The 14,286-nt window shown below is 64.0% G+C and carries 9 protein-coding genes; 7 read left to right on the top strand and 2 right to left on the bottom strand.

Translation table 11 applies throughout. From position 1 onward, the window contains the following. Nucleotides 1–1,478: 1,478 nt before the first annotated feature. The 6 genes from ABTV29_RS09865 to ABTV29_RS09840 all read left to right on the top strand — a co-directional run bounded on the left by ABTV29_RS09865 (nucleotide 1,479) and on the right by ABTV29_RS09840 (nucleotide 8,267). Nucleotides 1,479–1,994, top strand: a complete 516-nt coding sequence (locus ABTV29_RS09865) for a flavin reductase family protein (RefSeq protein ID WP_433769895.1) — start codon at nucleotides 1,479–1,481, stop codon at nucleotides 1,992–1,994. Between the two features lie 9 nt (nucleotides 1,995–2,003). Beyond that, a complete protein-coding gene (locus ABTV29_RS09860; RefSeq protein ID WP_433769894.1) occupies nucleotides 2,004–3,683 on the top strand; it encodes an FAD-binding protein in 1,680 nt (559 codons plus the stop codon). Then, nucleotides 3,671–4,426 (top strand): glucose 1-dehydrogenase, encoded by a 756-nt coding sequence (locus ABTV29_RS09855; protein ID WP_433769893.1) that lies wholly within the window; start codon nucleotides 3,671–3,673, stop codon nucleotides 4,424–4,426. Before ABTV29_RS09860 ends, ABTV29_RS09855 begins: the two co-directional genes overlap by 13 nt. A 13-nt stretch (nucleotides 4,427–4,439) precedes the next feature. Then, entirely contained in the window at nucleotides 4,440–5,528 is a 1,089-nt protein-coding gene (locus ABTV29_RS09850; RefSeq protein ID WP_433769892.1) for a 2Fe-2S iron-sulfur cluster-binding protein, read from the top strand. Between the two features lie 339 nt (nucleotides 5,529–5,867). Beyond that, the gene (locus ABTV29_RS09845; RefSeq protein ID WP_433769891.1) at nucleotides 5,868–6,614 is read left to right on the top strand and encodes an SDR family NAD(P)-dependent oxidoreductase; all 747 of its coding nucleotides are present in this window, start codon (nucleotides 5,868–5,870) and stop codon (nucleotides 6,612–6,614) included. Between the two features lie 72 nt (nucleotides 6,615–6,686). Then, nucleotides 6,687–8,267: a FadD3 family acyl-CoA ligase gene (locus ABTV29_RS09840; protein ID WP_433769890.1), complete on the top strand. Its 1,581-nt coding sequence runs from the start codon at nucleotides 6,687–6,689 to the stop codon at nucleotides 8,265–8,267. Nucleotides 8,268–8,655: 388 nt separating this feature from the next. Here ABTV29_RS09840 and ABTV29_RS09835 read toward each other — a convergent pair whose 3' ends face one another. Next, nucleotides 8,656–9,534, bottom strand: a complete 879-nt coding sequence (locus ABTV29_RS09835) for an SDR family NAD(P)-dependent oxidoreductase (RefSeq protein WP_433769889.1) — start codon at nucleotides 9,532–9,534, stop codon at nucleotides 8,656–8,658. Beyond that, a complete protein-coding gene (locus tag ABTV29_RS09830) occupies nucleotides 9,531–11,273 on the bottom strand; it encodes an FAD-binding protein (RefSeq protein WP_433769888.1) in 1,743 nt (580 codons plus the stop codon). Before ABTV29_RS09830 ends, ABTV29_RS09835 begins: the two co-directional genes overlap by 4 nt. Before the next feature lie 1,431 nt (nucleotides 11,274–12,704). On the opposite strand from ABTV29_RS09830, the gene ABTV29_RS09825 reads away from it, so the two are divergent. Then, a complete protein-coding gene (locus tag ABTV29_RS09825; protein WP_433769887.1) occupies nucleotides 12,705–14,282 on the top strand; it encodes a DUF1302 domain-containing protein in 1,578 nt (525 codons plus the stop codon). Nucleotides 14,283–14,286 lie beyond the last annotated feature (4 nt).

The raw sequence follows: 14,286 nt of genomic DNA, 5'->3' as shown, positions 1-14,286 counted from the left end.
CCCCTGACGTACGGTGCCTCGCCTAGGCTCGGCATACCCTCGCTCCGGTATTCATCCGGGGGCATCGCCTCCGGTTTGCTTCGCTGCACCTCCTCTCGATGTGTGCGGCTTCGCCGCACGGCGCTACGCGCCCTCCCCCCGGATGAACACCTCCACTCGGCCTTCCGACGGGGCAGATCAAAATCAAAAGCGAGGCGAGGCGAGCTACCGCTCGGCCTGATGGTTGGCGCGGTTCCCTGTAGGAGCGAGCGTGCTCGCGATGGACGACAGAACGCCGCGGGGGGGTCAGGCTGCCAGCGTTATCGTTGACGACCATCGCGAGCAGGCTCGCTCCTACAGGGGATTGGGTACAGCCGTGAAATCAGGTCGGCTGTCAGGCCGTCTTCGCGAGCAAGCCCGCTCCCACAAGGGATCGAGTACATCCGTGAAATCAGGTCGGCTGCCAGGCCGCCTTCGCGAGCAAGCCCGTTCCCACAAGGGATCGAGTACATCCGTGAAATGTGTCAGGCGACGTGATTTAGCGGATGTACCCAATCCCTGTAGGAGCGAGCTTGCTCGCGATGGCGTCGTGTCAGCCGACCTGGCTTTTGTTGACTGAGTACATATCCATTGCTGCGGTAACGGCCACTTATGGTTTCGCCCTGACGGTCGACTCCCTTTGGCAAACGCCCCAAAGGAAGCAAAGGTCTCGCCCCGGCGTCCGGCCCCTCGCTGAGGCTCGGCGTTCCTTCGCTGCGGCATTCATCCGGGGGCATCGCCTCCCGAAGGGGCGGGTGAATCAAGATCAAAAGCTTGCCAGGTTGGCTGCCAGGCCGCCATCGCTGGCAAGCCAGCTCCCACAGGGGAACGGGGACATCCGTGAAATCAGGTCGGCTGTCAGGCCGCCATCGCGATCAAGCCAGCTCCCACAGGTAGGCGTCCACCTGCGGACCTGTAGGAGCTGTCGAGTGCAACGAGGCTGCGATCTTTTGATTTTCAAAAGCAAGATCAAAAGATCGCAGCCTTCAGCAGCTCCTACAGGAAACCGCGCCAACCATCAGGCCGAGCGTTAGCTCGCCTGCAAGCTTTTGATCTTGATTCACCCGCCCCTTCGGCAGGCTGAGTGGAGGCGTTCATCCGGGGGGAAGGCGCGTAGCGCCGTGCGGCGCAGCCGCACACATCGAGAGGAGGTGCAGCGAAGCAAACCGGAGGCGATGCCCCCGGATGAATGCCGCAGCGAAGGAACCCCGAGCCCCAGCGAGGGGCCGGACGCCGGGGCAAGACCTTTTGGTTCCTTTTGGGGCGTTTGCCAAAAGGGACTCGCCGTAAGGGCGAAACCGCCAGCAGCCATCACCGAAGAAACGGATATACACCCAACCCCAACCAAAGCCTGGTCGGCCCAGAGGCCGCCAAGGCCTAGTCCCCTCGGACGATGTTCAAGACACACGCCAGCGCAAGAATTCATCAAACCCCAAAGCCCAACCAAAAGGCCCAGCGCGATGAACGACAACAACCTCAAAGCCGACATGCTCCAGGCCATGCGTCGCCTGGCCAAGTCCGTCACCATCATCAGCACCAGCAACGGCTCCGAGCGTTTCGCCATGGCCGCCACGGCCGTCGATTCGCTGAGCACCGAACCACCGTCGTTGCTCATCTGCGTGAACAAGACCGCCTCGCCCCACGCCGCACTGGCGACCGGCGCGGACTTCTGCGTGAACATCCTGGGCGTCGAACAACAGGACCTGGCGCACCTGTGCAGCGGCGCGATCAAGGGCGAGGCCCGTTTCGACCGGGGCAACTGGCTGACCAGCGCCGGCGGCATTCCGTACCTGGGTGACGCGCAGTCGGCGATCCTGTGCCGCCAGGACGGCCACTTCAGCTACGGCACCCACACCGTCTTCATCGGGCGCATCCTGCAGATTCACACCAGTGACCAAATCACCCCGCTGGTCTACCTCGACGGCAGCTACACCACCACCGCCAAGCCCACCCCCTCCTTCGCTGTCGCCGGCTGAGGCCCCGGCATGAATGGCCTGAACGGGTTGACGGCGTTGCGAGTGAACAGCGCCGACCAATTGCCCTGGGACGAGCGTTGCGACCTGCTGGTGGTCGGTTTCGGCGGCGCTGGTGCCTGTGCCGCTATCGAAGCGACCAATCGCGGGCTGGCGGTGCTGGCCGTGGATCGCTTCAGCGGAGGCGGCGCCACGGCGCTCAGCGGTGGCGTGGTGTATGCCGGCGGTGGCACGCCGTATCAACGCCAGGCGGGTTACGATGACACCAGCCAGGCCATGTTCGATTACCTGCGCCAGGAAGTCGGCGATGCCGTCAGCCCTGAAACCCTCAGGGATTTCTGCGAAGGCAGCACTGAACAACTGGCCTGGCTGGAACGCCAGGGAGCAGCCTTCGAGGCCAGCGTGCCCCCGCACAAGACCTCATACCCCAGCGACCGCTACTACCTCTACTACTCGGGCAACGAAGCCGTGCCGGCCTATGCCGTCCACGCCAAGCCGGCGCCTCGCGGCCATCGCACCAAGGGCCCGGGCATGTCCGGGGCCAGCCTGTTCGCCGCGCTCAAGGCCAGCGCCCTGCGCCAGGGCACCCGCCTGCGCAGCCAATGCGAAGTACGGCGGCTGGTGCTCGACCTCAATGACCGGGTCATTGGCGTCGAAGCCTGGCAACTGCCAGCGGGCAGCCCCGCCGCGAAACGGCATGCTCGCCTGTCACGCTGGGCCAGCGCCCTCCATATGTACGCGCCGGCCCTGGCCGACCGCTTGCGCGCCCGTCAGCAACGCATCGAACAGAGCAGCGCAGAGCGCCTGCTGATCCGCGCCGAACAGGCGGTGCTGCTGAGCAGTGGCGGCTTTATCTTCAACCGCGAACTGGTGCGCCGGCACGCGCCGCAGTACCTCGCCGGTCTGCCGTTGGGCGCCACCGGTTGCAACGGCAGCGGCATCGCCCTCGGCCAGAGCGCCGGTGGCGGCGTTGCGCGCATGGACAAGGTCAGTGCCTGGCGCTTTATCAACCCGCCGCTGGCCTGGGCCCGGGGGCTGATCGTCAATGCCCGGGGCGAGCGTTACGCCAACGAAGAAATCTACGGCGCGACCCTCGGCCACGCCATGGTCGAAGAACAGGACGGCCGCGCCATTCTGATTCTCAACCGGGCACTGGTACGCGAGGCGTTGCGCCAGATCGGGCCGGGCAAGGTCTGGAACTTCCAGCGCCTGCCGGTGCTGCTCAATCTGCTGTTCAACGCCAAACGCGACAACAGCCTCGCCGGCTTGGCCAGGCGCTGCAATCTGCCGCCGGAACTGTTGCGCCAAAGCGTCGAACGCTACAGCCGCGCGGCGCGGGGCGAGGTCGCCGATGAGTTCAGCAAGTCCGCAGGCATGCTCGCCAACCTCGAACAAGGCCCGTGGTACGCCCTGGACCTGTCCTTCGCCAGCCGCCTGTTTCCCTGCCCGGTCATCACCCTGGGCGGGCTGAAAGTCTGCGAAGGCAGCGGTCGGGTACTCGATCACGCAGGCAAGCCCATTGCTGGCCTGTACAGCGCCGGACGCAACGCCGTTGGGGTCGCTTCCAACCTTTATGTCTCCGGCCTGTCGCTGGCCGACTGTATCTATTCCGGTCGCCGGGCTGCGGCCCACGTGGCCAATCAAGCCGCACTTCAAACCACACGCTCAGGAGAACAACAATGCAACGTGTAGAAGGCAAAGTCTGCATCATCACCGGCGCCGCCAGCGGCATCGGTCGCGAAGACGCCCTGCTGCTGGCCCGCGAAGGCGCCAAGGTGGTATTGACCGACCTCAACGAGGAAACCGGTCGCCAGGTGGCCGCCGAAATCGGCGCCAATGCGCTGTTCATCCGTCATGACATTGCCAGCGAAAGCGACTGGCAGAACGTGGTGAAAACCACGGTGGAACACTTCGGCCGCCTCGATGTGCTGGTCAACAACGCCGCGATCCTCGCCCTGGGCAGCATCGAAGACACCACCCTGGAACTGTGGCAGAAGGTGCAGAAGATCAACGGCGACGGCTACTTCCTGGGCTGCAAGTACGCGATCCAGGCCATGAAGGAAAACGGTGGCGGTTCGATCATCAACATGTCGTCGGTCGCAGCATTGGGCGCGATGCCGATGTTCTGCGCCTACTCGGCGTCCAAGGGCGCCGTGGCGGCGATGACCCGTTCCATTGCCCTGCACTGCAAGCAACAGGGCTACCGCATCCGTTGCAACAGCGTGCACCCGGACGGCGTCAACACGCCGATGACCCAGGCATTGGCCGGCGGGCAGGCGATCCCCCAGGAAGCGCTGGACCAGGACCCGATGAACCGCATGGCCGCGCCACGGGACATTGCCAACGTGGTGCTGTTCCTCGCCACGGACGAGTCGCGCTTCGTCAACGGTGCCGAGATCCGCGTCGACAACGCGCAGTTGATCAGCGGGCTCTGAGGTCGAGGTGAACATGGGCACGCAACAGCAGAACCTGACACCGGCCGAATCGTCGACGGGTAGCTATTCATTGCAGGTGTGCGCGGTGATCGACGAGACCGTCGACGCGCGCTCGCTGGTGCTGGATATACCGCCCAACCTGCGTGAGCGCTTTCGCTACAAACCGGGCCAGTTCCTGAGTTTTCGCGTGCCCCTGGGCGGCAAACTGTTGACCCGCTGCTATTCCATGGCCAGCTCGCCCCTTGCGGACGCGCTGCCCAAGGTCACGGTCAAACGGGTCGACGGTGGCCGGGTGTCGAACTGGATGAACGAAGTACAGGTCGGTGACTGGCTGGAAGTGCTGCCACCGGCCGGGCACTTCTGCCTGGACGAGCGGCAGCCGGCGGAGACCGGCAAGCCGCTGGTGCTGTTCGGTGGCGGCTCGGGCATCACCCCGGTGTTCTCGATTCTCAAGTCGGTGCTGCACGCCAGCCGGCGACCGATCACCTTGATCTACGCCAACCGCGACGAAACCTCGGTGATTTTCAAGGACGAGCTGCGGCAGTTGATCAAGGCGCATCCTGATCAACTGCACGTGGTGCATGCCCTCGATTCGGTCCAGGGTTTCCTCGGCGATGCCCAGGTTCGTCATTTGATGCGCGACCTGGCCGGCGGTGAGTATTTCATCTGCGGGCCGGGGCCGTTCATGGACACCGTGGAGCGCACCTTGCTGGCGCTGGGTGAAGCAGCGGAAAGCATTCACGTCGAACGTTTCGTCTCACCGCCGGACCCCGACGAGCTGCTGGCCGAAGAAGCCGTGGCACGGACCGCCGCCATGGACTCGCACTGCGAGGCGCTGATCGTCGAACTCGATGGCCAGCAACACGAAATCCCCTGCCGCCCCGGCGACACCCTGCTGCAAAGCTGCAAGGCCGCCGGCCTGGATGTGCCGTCGTCGTGCGAGGAAGGCTTTTGCGGCGCCTGCATGTGCGTGGTCCAGGAGGGCGAAACCCGATTGGCGCGCAACGACGTGCTGAGCCCCAGGGAACTGGAAGAAGGCTGGACCCTGGCTTGCCAGAGCCGCCCGACCGGCGCCCGGGTACGCCTGAAATTCCCTGATTGAACCCTACCCCCTGTAGGAGCGAGCCTGCTCGCGATAGCGTCAGACCAGCCAACAATGATGTAGCTGACACATCGCTATCGCGAGCAGGCTCGCTCCCACAGAGACTTGTGGTGTTTGAGGTTCTTTTGTTCACCGCCAACCACCTGTGGGAGCGAGCCTGCTCGCGATGCCGTCAGACCAGCCAACCATGATGTGGCTGACACACCGCTATCGCGAGCAGGCTCGCTCCCACAGGTGACCGCGCTCCGTCGCCCTAGTCTCAACGGACGATCATGTCGGCCCGGTCTGCGGTTAGACTCAGCCACAGCATTAGCCCTACAACAATAAAGAGGTGCAGTTATGGCTCGTTTGCAGAACAAGGTCGCGGTGGTTACCGGCGGCGCTTCGGGGATCGGCCTGGCCTGCGTGCGCCGTTTCGCCGCCGAAGGCGCACAAGTGATCGGCCTGGACATCGGCAGCGCGCCGGCGGATTTCCCCGGCCTGTTCATGACCCTGGATGTGCGCGATGAAGCGCAGGTGCAGCAGGTCATGCAGGAAGTCGTCAGCCGCTTCGGGCGCATCGACGTGCTGGTCAACGCCGCTGGCGTCGCCGACCAGGGCAGCGTGACCCAGACCACCACCGCCAACTGGCAACGGGTGATGGACATCAACCTGACCGGCAGCATGCTCACCAGCAAGTACGCCCTGGCCCCGATGGTCGAGCAGCGCAGCGGTTCGATCATCAACGTCGGTTCGATCTTCGGCCTGCAAGGCTGCGACGGCAACGTGGCGTACAACGTGTCCAAGGGCGGCATCAACCAGCTGACCCGCTCGATGGCCATCGACTACGGCTACGCCAACATCCGCGTCAACGGCCTGTGCCCCGGCCTGATCGAAACGCCGATGACCAGCATGGTCCGTGACAATGATGCGTTCCACGCCTTCTTCGCCTCGCAGCACATGCTCAGCCGCTCCGGGCAACCGGAAGAAGTGGCCAACGTCGCGCTGTTCCTGGCGTCCGACGAGGCATCCTTTGTCAGCGGCCAGATGATCGCCGTGGACGGTGGTTTCTCCGCCGGTCGCCGTTTCGCCCCGCCTGCCGCGTAACCCGCCATCCGGCCGGGCGCCCTGCCCGGCCCACTCCCTTTTCCGTATTTGTCTTCCAACCGGGGAGGCCCCATGCCGCCTGTCGCTACAGCTCTGACCTTCGCTCAATTGTTCGCCAACACGGCCCAAACCTACGGCGACCACCCCGCCATCGAGGACGCTGGCCGCGTCATCAGTTACCGGGAACTCGACCAGTTGCGCCGACAGGCCGCCCGCGCCCTGCTGGCGCTGGATGTCCAGGTCGGCGACCGGGTGGCGATCTGGGCGCCCAATCTGTGGGAATGGATCGTCGCCGCCGGGGCGCTGCAAAGTGTCGGCGCCGCGCTGGTGCCGCTCAACACCCGCATGAAGGGCAGCGAGGCCGGCTACATCCTGCGCGAGAGCGGTGCCTGCGTGCTGTTCGCCATCGGTGAATTCCTCGGCGTGGACTATCCGGGCATGCTGGTCGGCGAAGACTTGCCGCAGCTGCGCCATATCGTCAGTTTGCGCAACGCGGGAGCGGGCACCCTGGGTTGGGACAGGTTCATGGACCTGGCGACCGACGTGCCGCAGCTGGCCCTGCGCAGCCGCGAACAGAGCGTCGGCCCGCAGACCCTGTCCGATGTGCTGTTCACCTCGGGCACCACCGGCAAACCCAAAGGCGTGATGACCAGTCACGGGCAGAACCTGCGCATCGTGCGCGACTGGAGCGAGATCGTCGGCCTGCGTGAAGGCGATCGCTACCTGATCGTCAACCCGTTCTTCCACTCCTTCGGCTACAAGGCCGGCTGGCTGGCGGCGCTGATGCGCGGTTGCACGATCCTGCCGCAGCAGGTCTTCGACGTGCAGGCGGTGCTCGAATGCGTGCAGCGCGAGCGCATCACGGTATTGCCCGGCCCGCCGACGCTGTATCAGTCGCTGCTGGCCCATCCGCAGCGCGGCGATTTCGACTTGAGCTCATTGCGGGTAGCGGTAACCGGCGCCGCGGCCATTCCCGTGGAAATGATCCAGCGTATGGGCGACGAACTGGGCTTCGCCACCATCGTCACCGCCTACGGCCTCACCGAGGTCTGTGGTTTCGCCACGATTTGCCGTTCTGGTGATAGTGCGGAAACGGTCGCCAACACCAGCGGCCGGGCGATGCCGGGGGTGGAAGTTCGCTGCGTCGGCAGCAACGGCCGCCCCCAGCCCGCCAGCGTCCCCGGCGAAATCCAGGTGCGCGGCTACAACCTGATGCAGGGCTACTTCAACAATCTCCAGGCCAGCCAGGAGGTGCTCGACGCTGACGGCTGGCTGCACACCGGCGACATCGGCCTGCTCGATGAACAGGGTTACCTGCGCATCACCGATCGCCTCAAGGACATGTTCATCACCGGCGGCTTCAACGTGTACCCGGCGGAAATCGAGCAGTGCCTGCTGACCTATCCCGGCGTGGCCCAGGCCGCGGTGATCGGTATTCCCGATGAGCGCATGGGTGAGGTGGCCATGGCCTTCCTGCTGCCGGCACCGGGAATCGAAATCGAACAGACCCGCTTCCTCGCCTGGTGCCGTGAGCAGATGGCCAACTACAAGGTGCCGCGTCGGGTACAGGTGCTGGACAGCATGCCGCTGAATGCGGCGGGGAAAGTGACCAAGAATGTGCTACGCGAGTGGGCGTTGATGCCCGAGAGCTAATCACAAACCCTGTAGGAGCGAGCTTGCTCGCGATGGCTGACTGGCGGGCAATATCGATGTTGAATGTGCCGGCCTCATCGCGAGCAAGCTCGCTCCTACAAGGGACTTGGGGTGTTTCCGGATCTTGTGTTCACCGCCAATCATCTGTGGGAGCGGGCTTGCTCGCGATGGCGTCAGGTCAATCAACAATGCTGTGGCTGACACTCCGCTATCGCGAGCAGGCTCGCTCCTACAGGGGATTTGGGGTGTTTCCGGATCTTGTGTTCACCATCAATCCCTGTGGGAGCGGGCCTGCTCGCGAATGCGGAGTGTCGGTCAACATATATGTCGCTGATACTCCCTCTTCGCGAGCAAGCCCGCTCCCACAGGGTTTGATGTAGGTCTTGAATCAGACTACCCGTGCCGGATGCTGTCGGCGCGGTTCGCCCAGCAGGGGTCGGTGGGGCGGTGGCTGGCGGCCCTGGGCTTCGCTGATGCCGTAGCCGGGGGCGATTTCGGCGGTGATCAGGGTCTGCCCCGAGAACGTCATCAACTGCGGATCATTGAGCAACGCATGAATCACCCGGCCATTGAACTGCGGGGTTTCGGCATCGGCCAGGAACGCCTGGTACTGCTCGCCGTGCTGCTCACCGGCAATCTTCGTACGCTCGGTCAATTGCGGCCCCAGCCACAACGACAAGGCCGCCACCCCCTGCCCCTCGAAATCCACCGCCATATCGGCCGCCAGCTTGTCGACACCCGCCTTCTGCGCGCCGTACGCCGGCCCGTGCATGTAGCACCCGGCACCGAACGACGAGGTAAAACAGACCAGCCCCTGCGCACTGCGCAGCAACAACGGCGCAGCGTAATAGCTGGCGATGTACGCCGAACGCAGGCCCACATCGATAATCCCCACCAGCTCCAACGGCTTGGCCCAGAACGGGCCCGGCTCGATCAGTTGGTCATGGATAAAGGCCACATTGTTCACTAGCAGATCCAGGCGCCCGCACTCCTGCTCGACACGGGCGAACAAGGCATGGACCTGAGCATCGTCAGCATGGTCGCAGACCACCGCAATGCCCCGCCCGCCGGACGCAGTAATGGCGGCCGCCGTGTCTTCAAGGGAACCGCGCAGGGCCTGCCCATAGAGATTCGACCCGCCGTGCTCCGGGGCGCGACCGGTGACATACACCGTCATGCCCGCCGCGCCCAACGCCAGGGCGATACCCCGGCCGACGCCACGACTGGCACCGGTGACCACGGCAATCTGTGCAGATTGATGGTTCATTCGACGCTCCCGAACAAGGTTTTCGCCGAAGCGTTTTCGCTCTGGCCTTTGATGTGATTGGCCGCCAGGTAACCGAAGGTCATGGCCGGGCCGATGGTCGAACCGGCGCCCGGATAGGTGCGCCCCATCATCGACGCGGCGCTGTTGCCAATGGCGTACAGGCCATCGATCGGCTGGCCGTCTTCGTGCAGCACACGTGCATGCACGTCGGTGAGCAAACCACCCTTGGTGCCGATGTCCCCGGCGTCGATGCGCACCGCGTAGAACGGCCCCTTGAGCAGCGGCGCCAGGCACGGATTGGGCTGCACATTCGGGTCGCCGTAATAGCGATCGAACAGCGACTCGCCCTTGTGAAAGTCCTCGTCGACACCGCGCACTGCCATGCCGTTGAAACGCTGCACGGTGCGCGTGAGCCCCTGGGCATCGACGCCGATTACTCGCGCCAGCTCTTCAAGACTCGCGGCCTTGTAAAAGTAATCGCGCAGGTGCTCGGGCAATTGCCAATCGCGCTGGGCATAACCCGGCAACAACGCTCCGCAGGGGTATTTGCGGCGGAACTCGGCGTCGAACACCATCCAGCACGGCACGCTCGCGGCACCGTCACGATTATTCGCGTACATGGCGTAGACGATATCGGTGTAGGGCGCGGCTTCGTTGACGAAACGCTCGCCCGCCGCGTTGACCATCACGCACCCCGGCAACGTGCGTTCAACGAACAAGGCCCGTTGTTTTTCCTCGCCCCGCACATGGGTGGTGGGCGCCCACCAGCTGTGTTCCATCAGCGCGGTTTGCGCACCGATGGCTTGGCCGGCGCGAATGCCGTCGCCGGTATTGTGCGGCGGTGTGGCACTCCAGTCGGCCTGTGATGGCTGTGGCAAATACTGCTCGCGCATCGCCTGGTTCCGCTCGAAACCACCGGCGGCGATGATCACCCCGTAGCGTGCCTTGACGTTGAGCAACTGCCCGTTGCGATTGACTCGCGCACCGCCGACCCGGCCACCGACCAGCAGCAGTTCTTCCAGCGCACAGTTCAACCACAACGACTTGCCGCGATCCTGCAACGAACAGCGCAAGGCTCCGATCAAGGCATTGCCCAGGGTCAGATAGCGGTCACGCCGCGACAGGCGTCGCCCCGCGCGATCACGCCAGTAGCGCCACATCACCCGCAGGGTCAGGATCAGCCAACCGGGGCCACGACACAGCAGCACTTGCGCCTCTTTCATGGTCATCGCCATGCGCCCCATCATCAGGGTGCCGGGAGACGGCGCGCGCATGCGCAGGAATTCTTCACCGAGTTCGGCGGCGTCGAAGGGTTGCGGGTCCATGGAGCGATAACCCGGTTTGCCACCCTCGACTTCCGGGTAGTAATCGGCGTAACGCGGTTGCGCCTCGAAACGCACCCGGGTGTGACGCTCCAGGTATTCGACCATTTCCCGGCCATGCTCGACGTAGGCCTCGATGCGCCCGTCGTTGATTTCGCCATGGGTCACCGCGCGGATGTAGGCAATCGCTTCGGCCGCCGAATCGCTGCCGCCCAGGGCCTCGATCCGGTGATTGTCGGGGATCCAGATACCACCGCCGGACACCGCGGAGGTGCCGCCATACTCGCCGCTTTTCTCGATCAGCAGCGCATTCAGACCCAGGTCATGGGCACGCAACGCAGCGGTCATGCCCCCGGCTCCCGAGCCAATCACCAGCACATCACAACACTCGTCCCATTTGATCCCGGCAGCGTTCATGCGATCACCCTTGTTCAGCGCCCATCAGGCAGAAACCGCCGCTGCCGGATCTTTGCCCGGTGCAGTCGGTCTCGGGATTGTTCGCCGCGTACGTCGGCGGTTCATCGTCCGATGGGACTAAGGCAACGCTGGCTGATCCCCCGTTTCCCTGTGGGAGCGAGCCTGCTCGCGATGGCGGCCTGACAGCCGGCCATGCTCGTTCAGGTGTACATATCCATTTCTGCGGTAACGGCCACTTAAGGTTCCGCCCTTACGGCGGGTTACTTGGAAAAGCGCCAAGTAACCAAGCGCTTTTATCCCCTGACGTACGGTGCCTCGCCTAGGCTCGGCATACCCTCGCTCCGGTATTCATCCGGGGGCATCGCCTCCGGTTTGCTTCGCTGCACCTCCTCTCGATGTGTGCGGCTGCGCCGCACGGCGCTGCGCGCCTTCCCCCCGGATGAACACCTCCACTCGGCCTTCCGACGGGGCAGATCAAAATCAAAAGCGAGGCGGCCGACCGGCCGGCCTGATTGCGCGGGTCCCGTGTAGGAGCGAGCTTGCTCGCGATGGACGAGAGGACGCCGCGGGGTGTCAGGCAGCCAGCGTTATCGTTGACGACCATCGCGAGCAAGCTCGCTCCTACAGGGGATTGGGGACATCCGTGAAATCGAGTCGACTGTCAGGCCGCCTTCGCGAGCAAGTCCGCTCTCACAGGGGATTGGGGGCATCCGTGAAATCAGGTCGACTGTCAGGCCGCCTTCGCGAGCAGGCTCGCTCCCATAGGGGATTGGGGACAGCAGTGAAATCAAGTGGGCTGTAAGGCCGCCATCGCTGGCAAGCCAGCTCCCACAGGTATGCGTCCACCTGCGGACCTGTAGGAGCTGTCGAGTGAAACGAGGCTGCGATCTTTTGATTTTCAGAAGCAAGATCAAAAGATCGCAGCCTTCGGCAGCTCCTACAAAGAACCGCGTCAACCATCAGGCCGAGCGTTAGCTCGCCTGCAAGCTTTTGATCTTGATTCACCCGCCCCTTCGGGAGGCTGAGTGGAGGCGTTTATCCGGGGGGCAGGCGCGTAGCGCCGTGCGGCGAAGCCGCACACATCGAGAGGAGGTGCAGCGAAGCAAACCGGAGGCGATGCCCCCGGATGAATGCCGCAGCGAAGGAACCCCGAGCCCCAGCGAGGGGCCGGACGCCGGGGCGAGACCTTTGCTTCCTTTGGGGCGTTTGCCAAAGGGAGTCGACCGTCAGGGCGAAACCATAAGTGGCCGTTACCGCAGCAATGGATATGTACCCGGTCAGCAACAGACAGGTCACCTCCGAATCCCCCCGCAAATCGCTTAGTCCGCTTGGACGATGTTGCGCGCAAGTCGTGACTCCATAGTCGCCCACAGCACCCATCACCCCCAGAAATGCAGGTCGGGAAAGCCCCGGCCTGGGCATGAGGACGACATGATAAAAACAATAATCGCCCCACAATCGCTGCACCCGCGCACCCGGCTGGCCCTGCTGTTGCTGGCGGGCGGGCTGAGCACGCAGGTCAACGCCATGAAGTTTACGCCCAGCGATGACCTGAGCATCGACTGGGACACCACGCTGACCTATAGCCTGGCGTGGCGCACCGAATCGCGCGATCACAAGCTGGTGGCCAATGCCAACGGCAACGACGGCGACAACGCCTTCGACAGGAACAGCCTGATCAACAACCGCGCCGGTTTCCTCACCGAAGCCAACATCCAGTGGCGCCAGGATTACGGGGTATTCCTGCGCGGTACCGGTTTCTACGACAACGTCTACGACCGCGGCAACGACAATGACACCGGCACCTCGAACTGCTTCGCCGGCGGGCATTGCAGCCGGCCGGATCGGTTCTCCCAGGACACCATCGACCAGCACCGCGATGAACTGCGCATGCTCGATTACTACGCCTACGGCACCTGGGATTTGAGCGGGCACAACCTCAATGCGCGCCTGGGTAATCAGGTGGTGAGTTGGGGTGAGAGCCTGTTCTATCCGGGCATTTCCGCAGCGCAAAGCCCGGTGGACGCAACCAAGGCCACGACCCCTGGCGTGGAGGTCAAGGAAATCCTGCTACCGGTCGGCCAACTGTTCACCCAGTTCAGCCTGACCGACAGCCTGGATGTGCAGGCCTACTACCAATACAAGTGGGAGAAGACCGAGCTGTTCGGCGTGGGCAGTTATTTCTCCACCACCGACTTCATCGACGAGGGCGGCTTCAACGACGCCACCGGCTTCCTCACTCGCCTGGGCGACGACAAGCCGAGCAACAGCGGCCAGTACGGTCTGGCGTTCACCTATGCCGCCGAATCGCTGAACAACACCGAGTTCGGCATCTACTACTCGCGTTACCACGACAAGACCCCGTCGCTGGACTTCCAGTCGGACCTGGGCCACTACCGCGCCGTGTACTTCGACAACATCGACCAGTACGGCGCCAGCTTCTCCACGGTGCTGGGCGACGTGAGCTGGGCCGGTGAGGTCAGCTACCGCGACGGCGCGCCGGTGATGGTAAACAACGGTTTCTCCAGCCCCGTGCGCGGCGAAGTCCTGCAGGCGCAGACCTCGGCGATCTACGTGGTGGGCCCGACCGCCTTTGCCGACAACACCACCCTGACCGGCGAGCTGGTCTACAACACCGTGCTCAGCAACGACAAATCCGCCCCGGTCACCGTGGCACCCGGCTTCACCCTGCCGGGCACCGACAGCCTGGTCTACGACCGCGATGCCTGGGGCTACACGGTGCAGGTGAACCTTGATTACAACAACGTGTTCAGCGGTTGGGACATGTCGGTGCCCGTGACCTACAGCACCGCCGCCCAACACGACAGTGCCCTGGTGGGCTCGATCAACGCAGGCCAGGGCGACGATCGCGCCAGCATCGGCAGCTCGTGGCGCTACCTGGGCAACTTCACCGTCGAGGCGCGCTACAACGCCTACCTGGGCAACGCCAACAACAGCCCGTTGGCCGACCGCGACAACGTCGCGCTCAACTTCAAGTACCGGTTCTGATTCC

The organism is Pseudomonas putida (genome assembly GCF_050989985.1).
Classification (GTDB): domain Bacteria; phylum Pseudomonadota; class Gammaproteobacteria; order Pseudomonadales; family Pseudomonadaceae; genus Aquipseudomonas; species Aquipseudomonas putida_AI.
Note: the sequence above shows the minus strand (reverse complement) of the source record. Positions and strands in the feature narration are given on the sequence as shown.